Here is a 25,972-nt window from a genome sequence, read left to right on the forward strand (position 1 = left end):
TAAATAATGATGAAGTCCTATGCCCGTGTTTGTTGAAGTCGCCTTACCCGTCCCACTACGCCAAAACTTTAGTTACCGCGTAAAAGACGAGCAGCAAACATCATTGCAAATAGGACTGCGCGTAAAAGTCCCTTTTGGGCGCCAACAACTGGTTGGCCTAATTACCGCCATTACTGACTCTTGCGACCTAGCACCACAACAAATAAAGTCGATTACCGCAGTATTAGATGATGCCCCATTACTGCCCGAGTCGCTATACAAATTGACACTTTGGGCCGCACGATATTATTTTACCTCCCAAGGGCAAATGCTAAGCCAGGCATTGCCTGTGGCGCTAAGAAAAGGCCTCGATGCTTCACCTCAATCAACTATAGAATACCACCTCACAGAACAAGGCCGTCAGTTAGATCCGAATGTGTTAAAACGCGCCCCAGCACAAAAGAAATTATTTGAGTTATTGCTGGAAAACCCCTTAACTCAAGATGAGCTTACCACCCAAGCATTGAGTAAATCCGCGCTTAAGGCATTACAGGATAAACAGTGGATCGAACAAAAAAGCGCGCTGATAACTCACGACTTAAGCTGGCGTCACAAGCTGCAAATGAATGAGTCACCACACAAGCTTAATAAACAGCAAGCGGTGGCGGTTTCTGTTCTCACGCAACAACAAGGGTTTCACTGCACCTTACTAGAAGGTATAACCGGCTCGGGTAAAACCGAAGTCTATTTAACCTTGCTCGAAACCATTTTAAAACAAGGTAAACAGGCACTTATCTTGGTGCCAGAAATCGGTTTAACCCCACAAACCATTAATCGCTTTAAACGCCGCTTTGAAGTAAAAGTGGCGGTGATTCACTCAGGACTAACCGACAATCAACGCCTTGAAGCCTGGCGACAAGCACGCGTGGGCGAAGCAGCGATTATTATTGGCACTCGTTCCGCGCTGTTCACCCCGATGGCGTTTCCTGGTCTTATCATTTTAGACGAAGAACACGACAGCAGCTTTAAACAGCAAGAAGGTGTGCGCTATCATTCCCGAGATCTTGCCGTCATGCGCGGCCATCTAGAAGATATTCAAGTGGTACTTGGATCAGCAACACCTTCGCTTGAAACACTACAAAATGCGATATCAGGCCGCTATCATCACCTTGAGTTAAGTGAACGAGCTGGTGTGGCGCAAAAAGTAAAGCAAGGCATCATCGATATTACCTCACAGCCATTAAAAGCTGGCATGTCAGCATCGTTAATTAATGAAATGCGCATGCACCTTGATGCCGGCAACCAAGTATTATTGTTTTTAAATCGCCGCGGTTTTGCCCCAGCCTTACTGTGCCACGAATGCGGCCATTTACATGAATGCGATCGCTGCGATGCCTTTTTTACCGTGCACCAAGGATTAAACGAAATTTGCTGCCATCACTGCGGCAATCAATATGCTATTCCTAAACAATGCCATCAGTGCGGTAGCACCATGTTAATGGGGCACGGTTTAGGCACAGAACAACTTGAACAAGAGCTAGTTAAGCTGTTCCCACAGCATCCGGTGGTGCGCATCGACCGCGATACCACTCGACGCAAAGGCTCCCTTGAACAACAGCTACAAGGGATATACATGGGTAAATATAAGATTCTAGTGGGCACCCAAATGCTGGCTAAAGGGCATCATTTCCCTGATGTGACGTTAGTGGGACTACTGGATGTTGACGGTGCGTTATTTAGTGCCGACTTTCGTGCGCCTGAGCGCTTTGGCCAGCTCTACACCCAAGTGTCTGGCCGAGCTGGTCGCGCTGACAAACCCGGTAAAGTGCTACTGCAAACCCACCAAAGTGACAACCCTATTTTGCGCGATTTACTGCAACGGGGTTACGGCGAATTTGCCCGCAGCCAGCTAACTGAGCGCCAACAAGCACTATTGCCACCCGCATGGCACATGGTGTTAATTCGAGCAGAGGCCCACTTGGCTCAAGACGCGGATGCCTTTTTAGCTCAAATAAGCCAACTTATCCCGCAAAGTAACGAACTCGAAGTGATTGGCCCAATTCCTGCGCCATTAGACCGTAAAGCCGGCAAATATCGACGCCAATTAATGCTACAAGCTAAAAACCGCCAGCAATTACAAACGGTATTTGAGCAGGTGCTGAGTCAAATTGAACGACTCCCTGAAAGTAAACGCTGTCGCTGGACGATTGATCGCGACCCACAAGATTTAATGTAATACCAACCACTGCGTCATCATTGCTTATAACCTCTGTAATACCATTCACTGAGATTGTTATTCAGGTTTATGATAAAAAAACCAATATTTCCGCTAAAGCAGATAGCAATTTAACCCCATAAACGGCTAAAATACGCGGTTCCGTCATGTCATTCATTTAACGAATTAGTGCAAGCAAACGCCCATGAAATCACATATTGAATCTTTACTAGAACAAACCCTCGAATCTTTTAAACAGCAAGGCATTGTGCCTGCTGATTTTCAAGCGCGCATTCAGGTCGATCGCACTAAAGATAAAAGTCATGGTGACTTAGCGACTAACCTTGCAATGATGTTGACCAAAGTGGCCAAAAAGAACCCTCGCGAATTAGCCCAATTGATTATCGACACCCTACCGGCGTCATCTCATGTTGCTAAAGTTGAAATCGCAGGCCCAGGATTTATTAACTTCTTTATTGATGACAATGCATTAGCGAATCAGCTACAACAAGCATTAAACGATGACCACTTAGGCGTGACCTTACCGGCTAAGCAAACTATCGTTGTCGATTATTCATCACCAAACTTAGCCAAAGAAATGCACGTAGGCCATTTACGTTCAACCATTATTGGTGACAGTGTTGTACGTGCGCTTGAGTTTTTAGGTCATAACGTGATCCGCCAAAACCACGTAGGCGACTGGGGCACACAATTTGGTATGCTATTGGCTTATATGGAAGAGTTACGTGCAGCTAATGGCGAGCAAGCCAAAATGGAATTGTCTGACCTAGAAAGCTTTTACCGTGCAGCAAAAGTGCGTTTTGACGAGTCAAGCGAATTTGCTACTCGCGCCCGCCAATTAGTGGTTGCCTTACAATCGGGCGATGAATACTGCAATAAACTGTGGCGTGAGTTTAACGACATCTCGCTTAGCCACTGTCATGACGTATACCAACGTTTAGGGGTGAGCTTAACCCGCGCCGATGTGCACGGCGAAAGTGCTTATAACGCCGACCTTGCCCAGGTGGTTAACGATTTAGACGCCCAAGGGTTATTAAGCGAAAGTAATGGCGCCAAAGTGGTCTTCCAGGAAGAGTTTCGCACCAAAGAAGGTGAACCCTTACCGGTTATTATCCAAAAAGCCGATGGCGGTTACTTGTACGCTACCTCTGATTTAGCCGCAATGCGCTACCGCTCAAACGTCCTGAAAGCCGACCGCGCAATGTACTTTGTTGACTTGCGCCAAGCGCTTCACTTTCAACAGGTGTTTAGCCTTGCCAAGTTAGCCAAATTTGTTCGTCCAGAGATGTCGCTAGAGCACACCGGCTTTGGCACTATGAACGGCGAAGATGGTCGTCCATTTAAAACCCGCTCTGGCGGTGTCGTTAAGTTAGTCGACTTATTAGATGAAGCTAACGTGCGCGCACTTGAACTGGTACGCAGCAAAAACCCAGACATGGACCAAGACACACTCACTGAAATTGCCCGCGTAGTCGGTATCAGCGCAGTTAAATACGCTGATTTATCGAAAAACCGCACTAGCGATTACATTTTCAGTTTTGAGCAAATGTTAAGCTTTGAAGGCAACACAGCGCCATACTTGTTATATGCTTACACCCGTGTGGCGGGTATTTTTAAACGTGCTGAAGACATCGATTTAAGCCAAGCAAAAATCGTCCTTGAACACGAAAAAGAAAAAGACCTAGGCACCAAGTTAGCCCAGTTCGGTGAAGTCTTAACCCGCATGACCGACAAAGGCTTACCGCATGTGTTATGCGGTTACTTATACGAACTTGCCAGTGAATTCTCAAGCTTCTACGAGGCGTGCCCAGTATTAGCCGCTGACACAGAAGCACAAAAACAAAGCCGTTTACTGTTATCGCAATTAACCGCTAATACGCTAAAAACGGGCTTATCCTTGCTTGGCATTGAAACTTTAGAGCGGATGTAACCATGAGTCGCGACTACGCAAACCGCAAACCTAAGGCAAGCAAAGCCACCAAAAGCCGTGCTACAAAGCGTAAAAAAGCGCCGGCGCGTAGCTTCCCGTATTTGCCTGTTATTGTTGTTTTAGCTCTAGTCGCTGGCTTTGGCTACTTTTTATGGTCAATCAAAGGCAGCTCTGATACTCAAGTGACTGAGCCTGTGCAACAACCGAAAAAGAAAACCTCGCAAGCACAAACGGCTCCCACACCAGCGACAAAAAAAGCAGCCAAGCCCGATCCCAACGCTTTGCCGCCCATGCCTCAAGAAGAGTGGACCTATCTTGAAGAGCTAGAAAACAAAGAAGTTGAAATTGACCTACCTGCCACAGGTGTGGTTTCAAGCGGCATTTATCAAATGCAATGTGGCTCATTTAGACAAGAGTCACAGGCAAATGAAATGAAAGCCCGCATTGCTTTTCAAGGGATGGAAGCACAAGTGCGTCGCAGCGAAGGCACTAACGGTATTTGGTACCGCGTAGTATTAGGCCCTTTCCCGAACAAACGCGAAGCTGAAACCAACCGCCATAAAATGCAAAAGTCAGGCATTAACACCTGCCAAATTTGGTTATGGCAATAGCGCTTTATAGTCTATCAATCCGATAACGATTTATCAGCCCTGTTCACTTGAACGGGGCTTTTTTTATGCTGTCCTTGATATCTCTCATTTTGACCCCATATCCACTTTAATCATGAATCAACAATTGCATTCGTTGATGCATTAAAAGAGGATTTACCGTGACTACTATCGTATCCGTACGCCGCAATAATCAAGTTGTCATCGCAGGTGATGGCCAAGTATCTTTAGGCAATACCGTCATGAAAGGCAATGCGCGTAAAGTGCGTCGCTTGTATCATAATAAGGTGTTAGCTGGTTTTGCAGGCGGTACAGCCGATGCATTTACTCTTTTTGAGCGCTTTGAAGCTAAGCTCGAAATGCATCAAGGCCATTTATTAAAGTCAGCTGTTGAGCTCGCCAAAGACTGGCGTACCGACAGAATGCTGCGCAAACTCGAAGCCATGCTTGTGGTTGCTGACGCAGAAGCCTCACTCATTATTACCGGTAACGGCGATGTAGTGCAGCCAGAATATGACCTAGTGGCCATAGGCTCAGGTGGTAACTATGCCCAAGCCTCAGCACTCGCTCTATTGCAAAATACCGAACTCAGCGCTGAAGAAATCGCTGACAAATCGTTGACCATTGCTGGCGATATTTGCGTATTTACTAACCAATTCAAAACTATCGAAAAGTTAGACTACTAATTCGAGCGTTAATAAAGGAACAGTTATGTCTGAAATGACTCCACGCGAGATTGTTCACGAACTAGACTCGCATATTATCGGCCAAAAAAATGCCAAACGCTCAGTCGCCGTCGCCCTGCGTAATCGCTGGCGCCGTATGCAGCTTGAGCCAGCATTGCGTCACGAAGTCACCCCAAAAAACATTCTAATGATTGGCCCTACCGGTGTCGGTAAAACCGAAATCGCCCGTCGTTTAGCCAAATTAGCTAACGCACCATTTATTAAAGTGGAAGCCACAAAATTTACTGAAGTAGGTTATGTCGGTAAAGAAGTAGAGCAAATCATTCGCGACTTAACTGACTCAGCGGTGAAAATGACCCGCGAGCAGCAAATGAAAAAGTGCCGTCACCGCGCAGAGGAAATGGCCGAAGAACGTATTTTAGATGCGTTATTACCTAAACCCAAAGATGATTGGGACACAGAGCCAAAAGACGATTCAAACACCCGTCAAATTTTCCGTAAAAAATTGCGTGAAGGTCAACTAGACGACAAAGAAATTGAAATCGATGTTGCTGCGCCACAAATTGGTGTTGAAATCATGTCGCCTCCAGGTATGGAAGAAATGACCAACCAGCTACAAGGGTTATTCCAAAATCTTGGTCAAAGCACCTCAAAACGCAAAAAGCTTAAAATTAAAGATGCTTACAAGCAGTTAGTTGAAGATGAAGCTGCGAAACTGGTTAATCAAGAAGATCTTAAAGAGCAAGCCATCGAACTTGTTGAGCAAAATGGCATTGTATTTTTAGACGAAATAGACAAAATCTGTAAGCGCGGTGAAAGCTCTGGCCCAGATGTATCTCGTGAAGGTGTACAACGTGATTTATTGCCGTTAGTTGAAGGCTGCACTGTAACCACTAAGCACGGCATGGTTAAAACCGATCATATCTTATTTATTGCCTCGGGCGCATTCCAGATGTCAAAACCATCGGACTTAATCCCTGAGCTTCAAGGTCGTTTACCTATTCGTGTTGAATTAGACGCCCTCACCGCCAGCGACTTTAAGCGAATTCTGACTGAGCCACATGCATCGTTAACTGAACAGTACATCGCATTAATGGCAACCGAAGGCGTCACGATAGAATTTGCAGAGTCAGGCATTGAGCGCATTGCAGAAGCCGCATGGCAAGTTAACGAGCGTACTGAGAACATTGGGGCGCGTCGTTTACATACTGTGATGGAAAAACTGATGGAAGAAATTTCTTACGATGCCTCTGAAAAATCAGGTTCAACGTTTGTCATTGATGCGCAATACGTTAATGACCACCTTGATACGTTGGTACAAGATGAAGATTTAAGTCGCTTTATTTTATAAGATTTAAACTTAAATTCGGCTTGTATCGATACACAAGATGATAGCCATTGAACGTCACAAATAGGCGTAACAACAATAGGATTAACAGCAAAATCGCGTATGATGATATTCTGCGATTTAGCGTTAATCCTTTTTTTATAGGTACCTCCATGACTCAATCAACGCCAACAGTAAGCGGCATTAAACTTAAGCGTCAATCTAAGTTATTAGAAGTCACATTTGATAACGGCCAAACCTACAATATCAGCTGTGAAATGCTGCGAGTATTCTCCCCGTCGGCTGAAGTACAACGTCATGGCAACCCCATTTTAGTCACCCATAAGAAAGCCGTAAACATTACTGCGATTGAGCCAGTAGGCCATTATGCGGTGAAAATTGTCTTTGATGATGGTCACGATACCGGTTTGTATTCTTGGCAGGTGCTATACAACTTATGCAGTAATCAAGCTGAGTTATGGCAGCAATATTTGGCCAGATTGCGGGCAGAAAAAGGTTCACGCGAGCCATTAATTGATATGAATATTAAATATTCGTAGTATGAGTCGCGTTAACGCTTTGCGAAACTTTACACATCATGGTCAGCGGTTGACACTCAAACGATTAATCTAGGTGTTATGGTTCAATCATAATGAGGTTTTTATGAAACAGTTAACCCACAGACCTGCATCAAAAGTTAAAGCATTATTAGTCATAATAACCTTGGTTAGCTTAAGTGGTTGCGCTCCATTTTTTCACCATGGACACATACTGCCCCCTGTAAATAAAGTCGTGCCCCAAAAAGCGATCGTCGTAAAATCAACGGCATATAACATAATCAACGTTGATAACGTCCATAAAAAAGATGTTGTCATCATTCGAAAACGTTAAATGACGTTAATATAAGTGCCAGCTATTTTGCTGGCATTTACTTGTATTAATTTGTATCCATTGCTTGCCGTTGGACATACCTTATAACCAATAAAAACCTTAGCTTATTCTTAACGCCACCCGATTCTTGCTTAGAAAACACTCAAATGTTAACATAAACTGTATGACTCAGTGATATACTTAAAGGGTGTTAAGTGGGCAGAATATTCAAAACACCTGATTTTACATCTTGGGCTAAAGATGAAAGTGTAGATGATTCGGCCTTATTGACTGCGGTTCAAGAGATTGAAAATGGGCTAATAGATGCCAAACTCGGTGGCAATGTTATTAAAAAACGTATTGCTCGTACTGACCAAGGTAAAAGTGGGGGTTTTAGAACCATTATTGCCTTTAAAGTTGATGATAAATCGTTTTTTATGTTTGGCTTTTCCAAGAATGAAAAAGCAAATATTTCTGCGAAAGAAAAGACTGCATTAAAGATTATGGCTAAAGAATTACTCGCTTACGATAATAAGCAATTAGCAAAAGCATTGAAACACAAAGCACTATTTGAGGTAATACGAGATGAGTAGATTATTAAAATCACTTCATAACACAGCACAAGGCTTACATGATGCAGGGGTAATGAAAACAGCCACCATGCGTGAGCTTGATGAACTATGCTTGCCTGAAGTGAACGAATTATCTGCTGCTGAAATCAAACATATCCGAGTCACCAATAGACTTAGCCAACCCGTATTTGCTAGAGGTCTTAATGTCTCGGTATCGAGTGTCCAAAAATGGGAACAAGGCAAACGCCATCCAGAAGGGCCCGCTTTAAAACTGCTACATCTAGTGCAAAAAAATGGTTTTGATTTACTTAAAGCGTAACGAGTAATTCGATCATCAAACCCTCGCCTCGAAACCCAAACAAAAATGCCAGCATTTCTGCTGGCATTTTTAATTCAACAATTAACTAGCTAAGCTTAAACAGCAGATTGGAAAATCACGCTATCGGCTTTTTTAGTGTAAGAGTCGATTTGATCGAAGTTCAAGTAACGGTAAGTATCAGCTGCTGTTGCATCTAACTCTTTAGCGTATTCTTGATACTCTTCAACTGAAGGTAAACGACCTAACAATGCTGCTACTGCTGCCAACTCGGCTGATGCTAAGTAAACGTTTGCACCAGTACCTAAACGGTTAGGGAAGTTACGAGTAGAGGTTGAAACAACCGTTGAACCTTCTGCAACACGCGCTTGGTTACCCATACACAGAGAACAACCAGGGATCTCGATGCGAGCACCTACACGACCGAAGATAGAGTAGTAACCTTCTTCCGTTAACTGGTCGCGGTCCATCTTAGTTGGAGGCGCAATCCATAAACGCGTTGGCAGTGTTTTAGCAAACTTGTCTAACATCTTACCGGTAGCACGGAAGTGACCAATGTTAGTCATACAAGAACCCACGAACACTTCGTCAATCTTAGTTTGTGCAACGCTTGATAATAATACTGCATCATCAGGGTCGTTTGGTGCACAAAGGATTGGCTCTTTAATGTCATTTAAGTCGATTTCGATAATTTCAGCATATTCTGCATCTTTATCAGCTTCCATCAACTCTGGGTTAGCAATCCACTCTTGCATTGCGGTAATACGACGTTCAATGGTACGACGATCGCCATAACCTTCACTGATCATCCACTTTAACATCACGATGTTAGAGTTTAGGTATTCAATGATTGGCTCTTTGTCTAACTTAATAGTACAACCAGCAGCACTTCGCTCAGCAGAAGCATCAGACAGCTCGAATGCTTGTTCAACTTTCAGCTGTTCAAGACCTTCGATTTCTAATACACGGCCAGAAAAAGCATTGATTTTGCCTTTTTTCTCAACCGTTAGCAGACCCATTTCAATCGCTTTCAATGGAATAGCATGCACTAGGTCACGTAGCGTGATACCTGGTTGCATTTTACCTTTAAAGCGCACTAAAACAGATTCTGGCATATCAAGAGGCATCACACCGGTTGCTGCAGCAAAGGCCACTAGGCCAGAACCTGCTGGGAATGAAATACCAATTGGAAAACGAGTATGTGAGTCACCACCAGTACCAACAGTATCAGGCAGTAGCATACGGTTTAACCAAGAGTGAATAACACCATCACCTGGACGCAATGCAACACCACCACGGTTCATAATGAAGTCTGGTAATGTGTGGTGCGTATCAACGTCAACTGGCTTTGGATAAGCCGCGGTGTGACAGAATGACTGCATGGTTAAGTCGGCACTAAAGCCTAAACAAGCTAAGTCTTTTAACTCATCACGTGTCATTGGGCCGGTAGTGTCTTGCGAGCCCACAGAGGTCATTTTAGGTTCGCAATATTGGCCAGGACGAATACCTTTCACGCCACATGCTTTACCAACCATTTTCTGTGCAAGGGTAAAGCCCTTGTTAGTCACAACAACATCTTGTGGACGTACAAATACGTCAGATGCTGGTAAACCTAACGTTTCACGTGCGCGGTCAGTTAAGCCACGACCAATGATCAATGGAATACGACCACCAGCACGAACCTCGTCTAACAATACGTCAGTTTTAAGTTCGAACGTAGAGATAACTTCGTCAGTACCGCCACGCTTAACAACGCCTTCATATGGATAAATGTCGATAACATCGCCCATGTCCATTTTGTCAACGTTAAGCTCAATCGGTAATGCGCCCGCATCTTCCATAGTGTTGAAGAAAATCGGGGCAATTTTGTTACCTAAACAGAAACCGCCAGCACGCTTGTTCGGTACGTAAGGGATATCATCACCCATGAACCACAATACTGAGTTAGTGGCTGATTTACGTGATGAACCGGTACCCACAACGTCACCAACATAAACAAGTGGATGACCTTTTTCTTTTAGGGCTTCGATTTCTTTGATTGGACCGACTTCGCCAGACACATCAGGTACGATACCGTCACGGGCATTTTTTAACATGGCTAATGCATGTAATGGGATATCTGGACGAGACCATGCATCTGGTGCTGGAGACAGGTCATCAGTGTTGGTTTCACCCGCCACTTTAAATACAGTCAAGGTCACTTTGTCTGCAAGTTTTGGACGGTTTAAGAACCAGTCTGCATTTGCCCATGACTCAACCACTTGTTTAGCAGACTCATTACCAGCTTGCATTTTTTCGACCACATCGTGGTATGCATCAAACATTAATAATGTGTTTGATAATGCTTTAACCGCCAGTGGCGCTAATGCAGGGGTGTCTAATTGCGCAATTAACGGCTCAATGTTGTAACCGCCTTGCATAGTACCTAATAATTCAACCGCACGTTCAGCTGATAAGATAGGTGATTTTACAGTGCCTTTTGCCACTGCGTCTAAGAATGCCGCTTTCACATAGGCAGCTTCATCAACACCTGGTGGGATACGGTTTTCTAATAAGTCGAGGACAACAGCCTCTTCACCCGCAGGTGGAGTCTCGACTAATTTTACTAATTCAGCCACTTGTTGTGCATCTAATGGCTTAGGGACAACACCCTCTGCAGCACGTTCTGCGACGTGTTTACGATATGCTTCTAGCACGGCAACATTCCTCTTTGTTTGACGCCTAACGGCGAAACTCAGCGCACGTATTGTTACGCTGATAATTCCACAGGTTCGGGCTTGAAATCCGACATTCAGTATACTACAGCTTTATAAAAGTATGAATCAGCTCACACTGTTAGAGGCATGAAATCAACTCGATTTATCTAGCTAATAATCAATTTAATCGCTCCATGAATAAATTAAAATTAGACAATAGTTTGAAACAGGCTAAAAAACATTTAAATACATAAGCTTAAACATAACCCGCCGATTAAACTTCTGCGCAACTAAAGATCGACTTTTGAGATGAAATATTTTTTAAAAACTTGAGTATGAGTTGTATCTAAACCACAAGATCACGATAATTGGCAGCCTAAACGGTGTTATTTAAGGAGCCAATGCAGTGTCGACCCAAATAAAAGCGGTTATTTTTGATATGGATGGAATTTTAATCGACTCTGAACCCGCTTGGCAGTTAGCTGAGCAAACGGTGCTAAATAGCTTTGGGCTTAATTTAACTCTTGAAGAGGTAGAGCAAACTACCGGGCTGCGTATTGACCATGTTGTAAGTTATTGGTATCAGCGCTTTCCTTGGCCAAATTATGATAATACCGCTACCGCGAATAAAATTGTCGATGAAGTGATTGCTCAGATCAATACTCATGGCAAGCCGATGAAGGGAGTGATTGACTCACTAGAAGCCTGTAGACAACGGGGTCTTAAAATTGGTTTGGCAACATCATCATCGACAAAGATCATTAATGCCGTACTCGATAAACTCAATATTGGCCATTATTTTGAGGCGCTCGAGTCTGCTGAAAATTTAGCTTTTGGTAAACCGCATCCTGAAGTCTATTTAAATTGTGCTAGCGCATTAGGCGTTGCGCCAAGCCAATGTATCGCTATTGAAGACTCGTTTAATGGCTTAATTGCTGCCCGCGCTGCCACTATGCAAGCCGTGGCGATCCCCGCACCTCATACCATTAACCAAGCCAAATGGATCATAGCCCACCACCAACTTGCCGATGCAAGCCAGCTGCCTGATTTACTGCAAACCGTCTGCGCATAATCTCTACGACTTAATCTCTTCGGCTTAGTGTCTAGCTGGGATATTCGAAATCGGCAGCCTCGGCTGCCGTTGTTATCTTTTATCGCGATAAAGAACTTAAAAATTCTTACCTAAAAACAGATAAAATGCGGTGTCTCCGCGGTCTGTTACCCCTACACCAAGTGCCGCAGGCCCCCAGTCCGTATCAGTACCCAAATATAAACTGCTCGCGTAAATTAAGTCATCTACATCCATTTCACTGCGCTCGAACCACGCATTGCCACCTTCTAAACTCACGCCTAAATACAAAGGTAAATCGGTAATGAGTACATCACGGCCTAGGTCATATTGGTAAATCACTGCACTGAATATTTTATGCGCTCCCACAAGCGTATCTTTACGGTAACCCGATAAGTTTAAAAATCCGCCTAACTCTGCTACGTGTAAGGTAAAATTACCGTCATTTTCAGTGGTAGCAAACTCCACTTTCCCCACAATTGCATGATTGCCCAGCTTTAATGCCCCTTTCCAGTCGGCTTCAAATTGCCATGCGAGGTCGTCACTAAATGTGGTGCTGTTGCTTGCTTCACCACTGTAAGATTCATCTCTTAAATAACTGACAAAGGTGAATCGATTCCCGTCAGTTGGAAAGCTAATACTGTTTAGGGTATCGTAGCTGATTTTAAAATAAGCGCCTGTTGAGTGATAACTAATTGAATCCTGTGTATTCACCTCACTTTTTACATGACCATTTTCACCAATAAAACCAAGTTCCATGATGCCATCAGAGTTAAAGTTGTAGCCTAATCCCAACTCAAGCTGCGCGACGTTATTTTCAAGCAACAAATAACTGCTCTCTTGATCAAGAACATCCCAATTTAACATTTGGTACTGTAAACGCGACAAACTGTAAAAAGTTTGGTCTCGATCTAATGGTTGATAAAACTCAGTTGCGATCAGTTTTCGGTAGCCTAATTCAATTTCATTACGCCACTCGCCACCTTTTGAGGTGAGGTCGGTCATGGTAAACGCTAAACCGAGTGTAATGGCTGAGTCTAAACTAAAGTCATCTTCCCAGTTAAAACCTGCTTGAAAATAATTAGGCCCCCACGACTTAGCTTTAGTGGTAACGGTTAAAATACGCCCTTGTGCTGCGTCTTCAAATTCAGCATCAACGCGCTCAAATTTATTTAATGCATAAACACGGTTAATGGCATCGGCTAAGTCTTCTTTAGTGAGCACATCGCCTTTTTTGATATCCAGACGCTCACGTAATAGCTTTTCGCTCACCTTAGATTGATTGTCAAAAGCAATTTTATAGATGGGCTTTTTAAGCGGGTCATTCCATTGCTGACTTTGTTGTGCTTTTTCAGCTTGGTAAGCCAAATAAGCAGACTCATTTATCGATAATGACTTGAGTTTTGCTAATTGAATATTCGCGGCATCTTCGCCTAACTTGAGTGCCAACGGCATAATCGAAAAATCCGTGGTACTGAGTACATCAATGGCGGGGCGAATAAGAATGTCGCGCTCTGTCAGTAACGTCTTTTGTCGAGCGGTGCTGGCTTGAGTCAAAATAGTTGACAACTGTTCAAGCACGGCTACAGTGCTGTCAAGACGGTCTTGCCCCACTAAGGGGGAACCAATATCCACTGCGATAACAATATCGGCCCCCATGGCTTTAACCACATCAACAGGCATATTATTTGCGATGCCGCCATCAACCAATAAACGACCGTCAATAATCGCTGGTTGAAGCGCGCCAGGTACCGTTGCCGATGCTTGCATCGCTTGCACCACACTGCCACTGGACAATACAACAGCCTCACTGGTTGCTAAGTCGGTGGCGACCGCTCGATATGGAATAGCCAGATCATCAAAGTCGCCAAATTGCTCAACCAGATCTGTGGAATGTCTAAGCAATAACGACATACTTTGCCCACGTAACAACCCACTTGGAGAGGTCAAGCTGTTGTCGTTATAACCAACGGTCAGTGGAATATTAAATTGGTCACGCTGTTGTTTATCACGGTAACTTAAACTTTCACGCGGAATAGTGTCCGAATAGCCTTTAGTCCATTCACCACTAAGCATGATTTTTTCGATTTGATCCGCGTTATAACCGAGCGCGTACATGCCTGCTACGTAAGCGCCAATACTGGTGCCAGCAACATAGTCGACAGGAATTCGGTTTTTTTCGAGAACTTTTAAGACCCCAATATGTGCGGTTCCTTTTGCGCCACCACCACTGAGCACAAGGCCAATAGTTGGCCTTTCTTTCGCGATTTTGGAAGCCGCCATTGTGGGTTGTAACACCACGCTAAAGCAAAAGCAGCTTAACAAAAACCAGCTTAGTGGGTTAAGGCACAAAATTGTTCGCATAAATCATTCCGCAATTAAATAAAAACAACGCATTCTACCAAGGTTTGATCCATACCCAAACTAATTGACTCCAGCCGACTCATCAATATTTGTGCTTGATATCGCTAATTTCGTCAATGCCTATAGGTACTGTTTCATGTGCTGTTCAAGTTCGGCTTTGGGCATAGGTTTCGCAAAGTAATACCCCTGAATAATATGGCAACCACGTTTAACGACTTGGGCCAGTTGCTCTGGAGTTTCAACCCCTTCAGCTATCACCTCTAAAGATAAATTTCGAGCAAGCTCGATGATACTGCTCACAATAGCTTGGTCAGCCTGGTTTTGGTCGAGATGAATTAAGAAAGAACGGTCAATTTTAAGGGTATTGACTTTAAATGTACGCAAATAAGCCAATGACGAATAACCCGTGCCAAAATCATCAATAGCCACATCAACACCCAATTGTTTTAATGCTAATAAATGTTGAGTGGCAATATCGATTTCTCGCATCAATACGCCTTCGGTGATTTCAATAGATAAACACTTCGCTGGCATCCCCGTTTTATGTAAGGTTGCGGTGATAAAATCGATAAAATCAGGTTGCCTAAAATGCATGGTAGAAACATTGACCGACACCAACAAATCTTGCTGATATTCTTTACACCATCGAGCACCATCTATACAGGCTTGGGTCAATACCCAGCGATCGATTTCGACGATTAATCCGCACGATTCTGCAATCCCAATAAACACATCAGGGCGTACCAAACCATCTGATGGGTGATGCCAGCGGATCAATGCTTCTACACCAGCTAAGCGGTTTTTCTCAACGTTAACTTGCGGTTGGTAATAAATCTCAAATTCATTGCCAGCAATGGCTTTGTGTAAGTCGGCTTCTAAACGTAAGTGATATAGCGCTTCAGCATTACGCTCGGCTGAGTAATATTGAAAATTACCCCGGCCTTCTTCTTTTGCGTGATACATGGCTAAGTCTGCATTTTTTATTAAGGTTTCAGGGGTTTGGTCATCACCAGACCAAATACTAATACCAATACTGGTAGAAATAAAAAACTCTCTACCATACAGCTTAAACGGCATTTCTATTTGATTGAGCAGTTGCTTAGCAATGTGATTGATAGTGTCGATATCTTTTGCATCGCGCAGCAAAATAACAAACTCATCGCCACCAAAACGGCATAATAGGTGCTCATCAGACAAACAAGCTTGTAACCTGCTGGCCGCTTCGACCAGCAGGGCATCTCCCATGCCATGGCCATATGAGTCATTGACATGCTTAAAACGGTCTAAATCTAAAAACAACAACGCGAGAGTTTCATCATGTTGTTTTGCGGTTTCAATAACTTGACCTAAACGACGCGAAAACATCGACCGATTCGCAAGCCCCGTTAGGGTATCATTGTTAGCTAAACGTTTAAGGTGTTGTTCACTGTGCTTACGCTCGGTAATGTCAGAAAAAACCACAACATAATACAGTGACTCAGCGCTATCATTGATCATGGTAGACACGTTCATCCATACCGGGCAGCGGCTACCATCAATGCAATAAAACTCACACTCGCCAGTCCAAAAGCGCTCTTTATCAAACACATCATCCATGTCGAAGGGGTCAGTCGATTCGGCAACTAATTCAATAAAAGGCTTACCAGCTAAATCTCCTTTGTGCGACGCTAAAATCAAATTTGCAGCAGCATTGCTAATTTTAATGTCTTTATTGGCATTTAAAATCAACATCCCTTCTGACGTGTTTTCAAATGCTTGAGCAAGCAAGTTAACTTCACTTTCAAGTGCACGCTTTTGGCTAATATCGGTATACATTCCCGCCGCATGAAGGACTTTACCTAGCTCTTGATCGACCTCAATGGCGCGACCATGGATCCGCAACCAATGCCATCTACAATCTTGTGGGTGCAAATAACGATACTCAATGTCCAATACATCCGTTTGACAAGAGTGAAACTCACGCCATGTTTTATTAAATCGCTCCATATCGGCTGGATGCAAAGGTAAGTCTGCAATAGCTAAGGTAAAAGCAGGCTCAGTCCCAAGCACTCCGCCCCTATTATCTAGCGACAACAGTTGGCTGCTGTCATGCCACTCCCACAAGTCAGAATCACTGCCTTTAAGTGCTTGATGCAACCGCTCATCACTTTTTTGTAGCGCTGAGTTAATGTGTTTAAAGCGATTAATTTGCTGTTGCCTATACAGTAATAGAATCCCGCCAATCAGCAATAATGAAAAACTCAATGCACCTTTAAACTGTTGCGACTTCCACCAATATTGTTTTACGCTAAATGGATATTGAAACGGTTCGCTGGACCACACGCCGTTGCGTTTGTACAAGAGCTCTAAAATATAATCTCCTGCACTCAAGCCCGTAATATTGATTTGAGACTGCCCTTGCAGCAGCAAATAATTCCCAGGATCATCCCCCTCTTTCGCCAGTCGATATTGCAACGTCATTGGGCTGTCATCTAAATAATCTAATAAAGCAATATGAAAACTAATTAGGCTGGCACCGGGGTCAACTTGGGGTAATTGGCTGGGAATTAAGTACACGGCAGTACTGTCGTCGTAATAAACCGATACCGATTCGAGTATGACTTTATCACTGACCGTGCGAGGAACTAATTTATCTAAATCAATAAGCATCGCCCCATCTGGGGTGCCAATAAAAAAGCCTTTTTTAGGGTCATAAAACTCAGCGGCTTCATTGAATTCATCCGATATAAAACCATCTTTATGACTAAATGAACTGACTTTGCCGTTGAGCTTGTTAATCTTAATCAGTGAACTTGCACAACCAATAATATGGTCGGTGGCGCTATCATTTAAAAAGTACACCACCTTACAATCAATTTTCCATTGCTGATCAAGTGATTTAATCGCATTGGTTTGTGTATTGAGTTCAATAATGCCTTGCTGTGTTGTCCCTAGCCAGAGGATATCTGGCGCGACTTGCAATATCGAATTAACCATGGGTGTAATGGCAAAATCGTTAAAGAGATTTAATTTAGAATGGTACTCACCAGTAGAATCGACATAGCCAAAAATCTTAGCCCCGGTAATCCACAGTCTGTCTTCATTTTCGCGTAAAAAATCACGATACGAAGTATTTGTTAACGTTTGCTGGCCATCAGATAACGGCTCGAGCACCAAGTCGTCATTACCATCTTGCCAATAATATAACCCTTTATTCGTGCCAAACCACAGTCGTTCAGGGTTCAGCTTATCTCGATAAATATTATAAATAACTCTATCACTTAAGGATTCTTTACCGCCACTCCAAGACGCAAAATTACTGCTTTCGTTAGTGGTCTTATTAACAACGTATAGGCCTGTAGTTGTGCCTAAAACGATATGATCTTCATTTAACGACCCAAGTGAATAAATACTGTCGCTGATCTTTAATCCTGGGGGAATAATGGTTACCGATGCTTCATCAGTTGTACGGTCAATGGCGGATAAGCTACCATCAGTACCAAGCCATATTTTTTCGCCTTCGACATAGATAGACCATGTCATTTCATTTTTGAGCTTATAAAACGATTTTTTAGAATAGCTCTCAAGTAAAAATGATGGCGTACCGGCAATAACAGCCAAGCCATCACCCGAACCTGCCACCCATAAAAGCCCATCGGTATCTACTGCAATATCATGAATATAATCAATGTTAGCCCGTTGCTTTAATTCATCTGGGTACAATGTAAATGTGTTACTTCTTTGCTCCCAAAACAGTAACCCGCTCCGGCTTGATATCCATAAATCACCATTAAGGTCTTCAGCCATTTGATCAACGTAATAAGGTATCTCGGGAACAACTTGAACAGTCAACGACTCAGGATTAACTCGGTATAATCCTTTTGATGTAAGTAGCCAAATGCGTTGCTGCGTATCTTGAAATATTTTTCTGATTGAACCCTTTTTATTCGTCCAAGGAAAATGACCAATAACGCTACCGTCAGTTTGGTGAATTTGCAGTTCATCTCGGGTAGAGAATAGGTATCTGCCATCTTGTAACTGCAACACATTTGTCCAGTTTAAGTCGGGGCTTAATTGATACTTTAATGAAAGTCTTAATGACTTGGTGTCATCGTCAAAATAATAAACCTTGCCTGAATCGCCCAACAGCAGCAATTGATTATCTAATTGACGCTGATAGGCTACGACCCGAATGCTATTATTAATATTGGTAATATCATCGCCTTCAGGTTTCAGTAGCAAACTAAATTGATTGTCGAGAATGCTGTATAGATAGAGTGAAGATTGGGTGCCAATTAATAAATGATCAGGGCCGGAGTTCATCACTGAGGTAATCAGTTCATCGTCCAATACCGAATCAAAACCCACCTTGTCAATACGCCTTACTTTGCTGTTGCTAACCCGGTATAAGCCCTCTTGAGTCGCTAGCCACACATAACCATAACGGTCAAAGCTGATATCTTGAATTCTTGCATTAGCTAAACCATCTTTAGCGTTGAAAACCCGCTGAACAATATCAGCTCCATAAACGGGCGTAACGGCGAAGAGAAAAAATATCCAATAACTTAGGCTTAATAACACCGTTCTGCTCATAAATTCAGTCAATTCCTCTAATAACACTCATAGGTAAATACCCTAAATAACACCCAACCTACTCAAAAAATATTGAGATAAACACCATGAGTGCCAACAATTAAGTTACATCATATTTTTATATATATTTTATTGTTTTAACATTATTACCTTAGCAAAGTCACATGTTTATTTAAGGTATTCAACTCAAACTATGCCTTTGACAGTACAGTAAAAACACTCTCTTTATATCGTCAGAAGTACGGTATTTAGGTAAGTCATAATATTCATTGAGTTACACCTCGATAGATAGCACTATTTGTTATGTATTAACGTTAAATTAAAATCAGAACATTTTTTGTTAGCATCTATTTCACTTTCCTTCCTAGCCTACCTTGGCCGCGACCCAAACAGGTAATGAGATTAAGCCTAGACTAGATCCCCAAAAAAACTCCAAAAAAAAGCACCCCATTTGTGGAGTGCTTTAATCGTTAATTATAACGCGATATTACTTTTTTTTCTTAACCGCTTTAGGGTTAGGTAAATCAGTAATTGAACCTTCGTATAACTCAGCAGCTAAACCTACTGACTCATGTAAGGTTGGGTGAGCGTGAATGGTTAATGCTAAATCTTCTGCATCACAACCCATTTCAATCGCGAGGCCAATTTCACCTAATAACTCACCACCGTTAACGCCAACAATTGCACCACCAATCACGCGGTGAGTGTCTTTGTCGAAAATTAACTTGGTCATACCTTCGCTACAATCTGATGCGATTGCACGGCCGCTTGCAGCCCATGGGAAAGTCGCAGTTTCGTAAGCAATACCTTGCTCTTTTGCTTCTTTCTCGGTTAAACCAACCCACGCTACTTCTGGGTCAGTATAAGCAATTGAAGGAATCACTTTAGGATCGAAATAGTGCTTCATACCGGCAATCACTTCTGCTGCAACGTGGCCTTCATGCACGCCTTTGTGAGCCAACATTGGCTGACCAACGATATCACCGATAGCAAAGATGTGTGGCACGTTAGTGCGTAATTGCTTATCGACATTGATAAAGCCACGTTCATCAACATTAACACCTGCTTTTTCAGCCGCAATAAGCTTGCCGTTTGGTGTACGACCAATCGCGACTAATACTGCATCGTAACGTACTGGTTCTGCTGGAGCGCTCTTGCCTTCCATTGAGACGTAGATGCCATCTTCTTTGGCTTCTACTGCAGTCACTTTAGTTTCAAGGATTAGGTTAAACTTCTTCTTGATTTGTTTAGTGAACACACGAACGATATCTTTATCAGCAGCTGGAATAACTTGGTCAAACATTTCAACCACGTCAATTTCACTGCCTAGCGACGAGTACACAGTACCCATTTCTAAGCCAATGATACCACCGCCCATCACCAATAACTTACCAGGCACTTCTTTCAATTCTAGTGCGTCAGTCGAATCCCAAATACGTGGATCTTCATGCGGAATAAATGGTAATTGGATAGGACGTGAACCAGCGGCAATAATAGCTTGTTCAAACTTAACCACAGTCACAGTGCCATCAGCAGCGGTCACTTCAAGCGTGTTAGGGCCTGTAAACTTACCAAAGCCATTAACCACATTAACTTTACGCATTTTAGACATTCCGCCTAACCCGCCAGTTAACTGACCAACCACTTTCTCTTTAAATCCACGTAACTTTTCTAAATCGATTGTTGGCTCACCAAATACCACACCGTGACTCGCAGCTGCTTTAGCTTCTTCAATCACTTTAGCAATGTGTAGTAATGCTTTAGATGGGATACAACCTACGTTCAAACATACACCACCTAAGGTGCTAAAACGTTCAACGATAATGGTATCTAAACCTAAATCAGCGGCACGGAATGCTGCTGAATAGCCTGCAGGGCCAGATCCTAATACAACTACCTGAGTGTTAATTTCGTTACTCATGTTTTCCTCTATTCTTTTGCATATGTTGGCGGACAAAACCGATTCAACAATCCATGTGGCCAGATTGTGATAGCTGCCAGCATTTTACCCTTTGTTTGATGACAATCACAATCAAACATTGGTGATAATCATCAACATAAAAAAGGCCACTCGATATGAGCGGCCCTATTTGTTTTACAAAATCATGGTACGGATGTCAGATAAGATAGCTGACAAGGTCACACTAAAGCGTGCGGCCATGGCACCATCAATCACACGATGGTCGTATGAAAGCGACAGTGGTAGCATTAATTTAGGTTCAAATTCTTTACCGTTCCACTTTGGCTTAATTTCAGATTTAGACACACCCAAAATTGCCACGTCTGGGTAGTTAACAATCGGCGTAAACGCCGTACCGCCAATACCACCTAAACTTGAAATAGTAAAACAGCTGCCTTGCATGTCTGCAGACTTAAGCTTGCCATCACGCGCACGGATAGAAATGTCAGTAAGCTCACGAGACAACTCAACAATGCCTTTCTTATCAACGTCACGCACAACCGGAACAACCAATCCGTTTGGTGTATCAACCGCAACACCAATGTGGAAGTACTTCTTCTGGATAAGTGATTCACCGTCATGGCTTAAGCTAGAGTTAAACACTGGGAAATCTGCCAATGTTTTCGCTACGGCTTTCATCATGAACACAAGCGGAGTGATTTTATAGTCTGCTTTTTTCTTCGCAGCTAAATCATTCTGTTGCTTACGGAATGCTTCCAACTCAGTAATGTCTGCTTCATCAAACTGGGTTACATGTGGAATGGTCACCCAGTTGCGGTGTAAGTTAGGACCAGAAATTTTCTGGATACGGCTTAATGGTACTTCTTCCACTTCACCAAACTTACTGAAATCAACTTTAGGCGCAGCAATTACATTTAAGCCACCCGCACCACCAGCAACGCTGGTTGCTGCAGAAGCTTTAGGGCGTGACAACTCGTACTTAACAAACGCTTGCACGTCTTCTTTTAAAATACGACCTTTACGACCACTACCTGTAACCTTAGTTAAATCGACACCAAACTCACGCGCTAAACGACGTACTGCCGGTGATGCATGCACAGCACCTGTAGACGTTGGCGCTGCAGCACTTGGGTGATGCGGCACAGGCGGACGGCTTGTAGCCATTGGTGCTGGCGCTGCAGGAGCTGTTGGCGCAGGCGCTTGTGCAGGTGCAGCTTGTGCCACAGGTGCTGAGCTTGTGGTTTCAATGGTGGCAATTAAGCTACCTTGAGACACTTTATCGCCCACTTTAACAGTCAGCGACACAAGTTTCCCAGCAAACGGCGCAGGTACTTCCATGGTTGCTTTGTCAGTTTCAAGGGTAATTAAACCTTGATCTAAAGTGATTTCATCACCCACTGACACTAATACTTCAATGATATCCACATCGGCGGCATCACCAATATCGGGTACGTGAACTTCTTGTACCTGAGTAGTGCTTGCTGCAGGAGCGGCTTGCTCAGCTGGAGCGGCTTGAGTTTGCGGTGCAGCAGCTGCTGACCCAGCCACTTCTAATAAAATCACCAATGAACCTTCAGAAACTTTGTCACCCAAGGCCACTTTAACTTCTTTAACCACACCGGCTTTAGGTGATGGTACGTCCATGGTTGCTTTGTCTGTTTCAAGGGTAATTAACCCAGTATCCACATCAATGCTATCGCCAACTGCCACTAATACTTCAATGATAGAAACATCAGTATCACCGCCAATATCAGGCACTTTCACTTCGATAACTTCAGAGCCACCAGCAGGCGCAGCAACAGGGGCTACCGGTGCAGGTGCAGCAGCTTGTGCCACTGGTGCTTCAGCTTTAGGTGCTGGAGCCGCTTCTGCTTTTGCTGGTGCAGCATCAGCTGCACTCATCATTGCAATTAACGTTCCTTCAGACACTGTATCGCCTACTGCGATTTTCAGTTCTGCTAACGTACCAGCAAAAGGCGCTGGAATGTCCATGGTCGCTTTATCGCTTTCAACGGTAATGATTGATGCTTCTTTTTCAAGAAAATCACCCACTGCGGCACAAATCTCAATAACTTGTACAGCGTCAGTGTCGATATTAGGAACCAAAACTTCCTTTAAATCAGCCATTTTGTATCCCCTTACGCGAACTGTGGGTTGATCTTGTCAGCGTCAATGCCGTATTCAGCGATGGTTTTAATTAACACATCAACAGGCATTTCATTACGCTCAACAAGTGACTTCAGTGCTGCAACAACAATAAACTTGGCGTCAACTTCAAAGTGATGACGTAAGTTTGCACGGCTGTCACTACGACCAAAACCATCAGTACCCAGTACTTTATAATCTGTTGGTACGTAAGCACGTAATTGCTCGCCGTATATCTTCATGTAGTCAGTGGCGACAATGGCTGGAGCATCAGCAGATAATACTTGGCTAATATAGGCTTGCTTAGGCTGTTCACTTGGGTGCAGCATGTTCCAACGCTCCGCAGCTTGGCCGTCACGAGTTAACTCGTTAAAGCTGGTTACGCTGAATACATCTGAACTCACACCAAAGTCTTTCGCTAATGCTTGAGCCGCTTTACGCACTTCTTCTAAAATGGTGCCACAACCCATTAGCTGTACTTTACCTTTACCACTACCGGCAACAGATTCCAGCTTGTAAATACCTTTTACGATACCGTCTTCAGCACCGGCTGGCATTTCTGGTTGAACGTAGTTTTCGTTCATGGTGGTTAAGTAGTAGAAAACATCTTCTTGGTTTTCGCCGTACATACGACGGATACCATCTTGTACAACCACAGCGATTTCATAACCGTATGTAGGATCGTAAGAGATACAGTTAGGGATGGTGTTAGCCAAAATATGGCTGTGACCGTCTTGATGCTGTAAACCTTCACCGTTCAATGTTGTACGCCCTGAAGTACCACCTACCAAGAATCCACGTGCGCGCATGTCGCCAGCAGCCCATGCCATGTCACCAATACGTTGGAAACCGAACATAGAGTAGTAGATATAAAACGGAATCGTTGGCATGTCGTTTACTGAGTAGCTGGTTGCAGCTGAAACCCAAGACGACATTGCACCTAATTCGTTAATACCTTCTTGTAAAACCTGACCGGTTTTATCTTCACGGTAGTACGCCACTTGATCTGAATCTTGTGGTACATATTTTTGGCCTTCATGAGCATAAATACCCACTTGACGGAATAAACCTTCCATACCAAAAGTACGCGCTTCGTCAGGAATAATTGGCACGATACGCTTGCCAATGCCTTTGTCTTTTAACAATGCAGTTAATACGCGAACAAACGCCATGGTTGAGGAGATTTCACGGCCGTTAGAGCCTTTTAAAATCGAATCAAAAATCTTTAATGATGGCACGTCAAGATCTTCGGTAAACTTCTCACGACGTTGTGGTAAGTAACCTAATAACGCTTCACGACGACTCTTTAAGTATTTCACTTCTTCAGAGTCTGGGCCTGGATGATAGAAAGGCATGTCGTCTAACTTGTCATCAGGGATCGGAATATTGAAGCGGTCACGGAAGTAACGAATGGCACCGATGTCCATTTTCTTAACGTTATGAGCGATGTTTTTACCTTCGCCAGCATCACCAAGGCCATAACCTTTAACGGTTTTAGCTAAAATAACCGTAGGACGACCTTTGGTTTTTTGTGCATGTTCAAGCGCAGCATAAATCTTAACTGGGTCATGGCCACCACGGTTTAAGCGCCAAATGTCATCATCAGACATGTTAGCAACCATTTCTGCGGTTTCTGGGTACTTACCAAAGAAGTGCTCACGAGTCCAAGCGCCACCTTTGGCTTTACAGTTTTGGTATTCACCATCTACGGTTTCTTCCATTAACTGCAGTAACTTACCGCTGGTGTCACGGGCCAATAATGGATCCCAGTAACGACCCCAAATCACTTTAACCACTTCCCAGCCTGCGCCGCGGAATTCGCCTTCAAGTTCTTGGATAATTTTGCCGTTACCACGTACAGGGCCATCAAGACGCTGCAAGTTACAGTTAACGATAAACACTAAGTTATCTAATTCTTCGCGCGCAGCTAAACCAATGGCACCTAATGCTTCTGGCTCATCACACTCACCGTCACCCAAGAAACAGTAAACAGTTTGCTTAGAGCAATCTTTTAAGCCACGGTCAGTTAAATACTTTAAGTAACGTGCTTGGTAAATTGCTTGAATAGGACCAAGACCCATCGATACCGTAGGGAACTGCCAGTAGCTAGGCATTAACTTAGGGTGCGGGTACGAAGACAAGCCTTTTCCGTCTACTTCTTGGCGGAAGTTAGCCATTTGCTCTTCAGTAATGCGGCCTTCAAGGAATGAACGAGCATAAATACCAGGGGCAATATGACCTTGGAAATACACTAAATCGCCACCGTCTTGTTCATTAGGAGCACGGAAAAAGTGGTTAAAACACACATCATAAATCGTCGCACTAGACGCAAAACTTGAAATATGACCACCAAGCTCTAAATCTTTCTTAGAACCACGTAATACCATGGCTAATGCGTTCCAACGAATAATGGCGCGTATACGACGCTCCATTTCTTGGTTGCCAGGCATATTGGGCTCTTGGCCAGCAGGGATGGTATTTAAATACGCAGTCGTCGCATTGTACGGTAAGTGAGTACCGTTACGACGTGCTTTGTCGATAAGTTTTTCGAGTAAAAAGTGTGCACGTTCAGGCCCCTCTTGCTCTAACACAGCTTGCAGAGCATCAACCCACTCTTGGGTTTCTGATGGGTCTAAATCTTGAAGCATATCTTCAGACATCTCGCAGTCCTTCTTTATATA

The 25,972-nt window shown here is 43.5% G+C and carries 15 protein-coding genes; 9 read left to right on the plus strand and 6 right to left on the minus strand.

Going from position 1 to position 25,972, the window contains the following annotated elements:
- Positions 1–19: 19 nt before the first annotated feature.
- From priA to PQR79_RS14375, 8 genes are all read left to right on the plus strand, one after another.
- Positions 20–2,215 (plus strand): primosomal protein N', encoded by a 2,196-nt coding sequence (gene priA, locus PQR79_RS14340; protein WP_238103132.1) that lies wholly within the window; start codon positions 20–22, stop codon positions 2,213–2,215.
- Between the two features lie 184 nt (positions 2,216–2,399).
- A complete protein-coding gene (gene argS / locus PQR79_RS14345) occupies positions 2,400–4,145 on the plus strand; it encodes an arginine--tRNA ligase (RefSeq protein ID WP_238103131.1) in 1,746 nt (581 codons plus the stop codon).
- Between the two features lie 2 nt (positions 4,146–4,147).
- Entirely contained in the window at positions 4,148–4,756 is a 609-nt protein-coding gene (locus PQR79_RS14350; protein WP_238103130.1) for an SPOR domain-containing protein, read from the plus strand.
- A 158-nt stretch (positions 4,757–4,914) separates the two neighbouring features.
- Positions 4,915–5,439, plus strand: a complete 525-nt coding sequence (gene hslV / locus PQR79_RS14355) for an ATP-dependent protease subunit HslV (RefSeq protein ID WP_238103129.1) — start codon at positions 4,915–4,917, stop codon at positions 5,437–5,439.
- Between the two features lie 25 nt (positions 5,440–5,464).
- Complete coding sequence (gene hslU / locus PQR79_RS14360; RefSeq protein ID WP_238103128.1) at positions 5,465–6,790, plus strand: ATP-dependent protease ATPase subunit HslU; 1,326 nt, start codon at positions 5,465–5,467, stop codon at positions 6,788–6,790.
- A 149-nt stretch (positions 6,791–6,939) separates the two neighbouring features.
- Entirely contained in the window at positions 6,940–7,326 is a 387-nt protein-coding gene (locus tag PQR79_RS14365) for a gamma-butyrobetaine hydroxylase family protein (RefSeq protein ID WP_160053571.1), read from the plus strand.
- Positions 7,327–7,851: 525 nt separating this feature from the next.
- On the plus strand, positions 7,852–8,229 hold the full coding sequence (locus PQR79_RS14370) for a type II toxin-antitoxin system RelE/ParE family toxin (RefSeq protein WP_238103126.1): 378 nt from the start codon (positions 7,852–7,854) through the stop codon (positions 8,227–8,229).
- Complete coding sequence (locus tag PQR79_RS14375) at positions 8,222–8,527, plus strand: helix-turn-helix domain-containing protein (protein WP_238103125.1); 306 nt, start codon at positions 8,222–8,224, stop codon at positions 8,525–8,527. Before PQR79_RS14370 ends, PQR79_RS14375 begins: the two co-directional genes overlap by 8 nt.
- A 95-nt stretch (positions 8,528–8,622) precedes the next feature.
- Here PQR79_RS14375 and acnB read toward each other — a convergent pair whose 3' ends face one another.
- The gene (acnB, locus tag PQR79_RS14380; protein WP_238103123.1) at positions 8,623–11,220 is read right to left on the minus strand and encodes a bifunctional aconitate hydratase 2/2-methylisocitrate dehydratase; all 2,598 of its coding nucleotides are present in this window, start codon (positions 11,218–11,220) and stop codon (positions 8,623–8,625) included.
- 406 nt (positions 11,221–11,626) lie between these two features.
- Here acnB and hxpB point away from each other — a divergent pair, with 406 nt between their 5' ends.
- The gene (hxpB, locus tag PQR79_RS14385; RefSeq protein ID WP_238103121.1) at positions 11,627–12,292 is read left to right on the plus strand and encodes a hexitol phosphatase HxpB; all 666 of its coding nucleotides are present in this window, start codon (positions 11,627–11,629) and stop codon (positions 12,290–12,292) included.
- 96 nt (positions 12,293–12,388) lie between these two features.
- Here hxpB and PQR79_RS14390 read toward each other — a convergent pair whose 3' ends face one another.
- The 5 genes from PQR79_RS14390 to aceE form a co-directional block, all read right to left on the minus strand.
- Positions 12,389–14,653: a patatin-like phospholipase family protein gene (locus tag PQR79_RS14390; protein WP_438270821.1), complete on the minus strand. Its 2,265-nt coding sequence runs from the start codon at positions 14,651–14,653 to the stop codon at positions 12,389–12,391.
- Between the two features lie 120 nt (positions 14,654–14,773).
- Positions 14,774–19,225 carry an EAL domain-containing protein gene (locus tag PQR79_RS14395; protein ID WP_238103119.1) on the minus strand — a complete coding sequence of 1,484 codons (4,452 nt, stop codon included), beginning with the start codon at positions 19,223–19,225 and terminating at the stop codon, positions 14,774–14,776.
- 487 nt (positions 19,226–19,712) lie between these two features.
- The gene (gene lpdA / locus PQR79_RS14400) at positions 19,713–21,146 is read right to left on the minus strand and encodes a dihydrolipoyl dehydrogenase (protein WP_238103118.1); all 1,434 of its coding nucleotides are present in this window, start codon (positions 21,144–21,146) and stop codon (positions 19,713–19,715) included.
- A gap of 174 nt (positions 21,147–21,320) precedes the next feature.
- Positions 21,321–23,273, minus strand: a complete 1,953-nt coding sequence (gene aceF / locus PQR79_RS14405) for a pyruvate dehydrogenase complex dihydrolipoyllysine-residue acetyltransferase (RefSeq protein ID WP_238103117.1) — start codon at positions 23,271–23,273, stop codon at positions 21,321–21,323.
- Positions 23,274–23,284: 11 nt separating this feature from the next.
- Positions 23,285–25,951 (minus strand): pyruvate dehydrogenase (acetyl-transferring), homodimeric type, encoded by a 2,667-nt coding sequence (gene aceE, locus PQR79_RS14410; protein WP_238103116.1) that lies wholly within the window; start codon positions 25,949–25,951, stop codon positions 23,285–23,287.
- Positions 25,952–25,972 lie beyond the last annotated feature (21 nt).

The sequence above is a fragment of the Shewanella metallivivens genome, from assembly GCF_028750675.1.
Classification (GTDB): domain Bacteria; phylum Pseudomonadota; class Gammaproteobacteria; order Enterobacterales; family Shewanellaceae; genus Shewanella; species Shewanella metallivivens.

Excerpts from the sequence above, each read along its gene's own strand:
- priA (WP_238103132.1), top strand. The coding sequence starts at position 20 with ATGCCCGTGTTTGTTGAAGTCGCCTTACCCGTCCCACTACGCCAAAAC.
- argS (WP_238103131.1), top strand. The coding sequence starts at position 2,400 with ATGAAATCACATATTGAATCTTTACTAGAACAAACCCTCGAATCTTTT.
- PQR79_RS14350 (WP_238103130.1), top strand. The coding sequence starts at position 4,148 with ATGAGTCGCGACTACGCAAACCGCAAACCTAAGGCAAGCAAAGCCACC.
- hslU (WP_238103128.1), top strand. The coding sequence starts at position 5,465 with ATGTCTGAAATGACTCCACGCGAGATTGTTCACGAACTAGACTCGCAT.
- PQR79_RS14365 (WP_160053571.1), top strand. The coding sequence starts at position 6,940 with ATGACTCAATCAACGCCAACAGTAAGCGGCATTAAACTTAAGCGTCAA.
- PQR79_RS14375 (WP_238103125.1), top strand. The coding sequence starts at position 8,222 with ATGAGTAGATTATTAAAATCACTTCATAACACAGCACAAGGCTTACAT.
- PQR79_RS14390 (WP_438270821.1), bottom strand. The coding sequence starts at position 14,653 with ATGCGAACAATTTTGTGCCTTAACCCACTAAGCTGGTTTTTGTTAAGC.
- PQR79_RS14395 (WP_238103119.1), bottom strand. The coding sequence starts at position 19,225 with ATGAGCAGAACGGTGTTATTAAGCCTAAGTTATTGGATATTTTTTCTC.
- lpdA (WP_238103118.1), bottom strand. The coding sequence starts at position 21,146 with ATGAGTAACGAAATTAACACTCAGGTAGTTGTATTAGGATCTGGCCCT.
- aceF (WP_238103117.1), bottom strand. The coding sequence starts at position 23,273 with ATGGCTGATTTAAAGGAAGTTTTGGTTCCTAATATCGACACTGACGCT.
- aceE (WP_238103116.1), bottom strand. The coding sequence starts at position 25,951 with ATGTCTGAAGATATGCTTCAAGATTTAGACCCATCAGAAACCCAAGAG.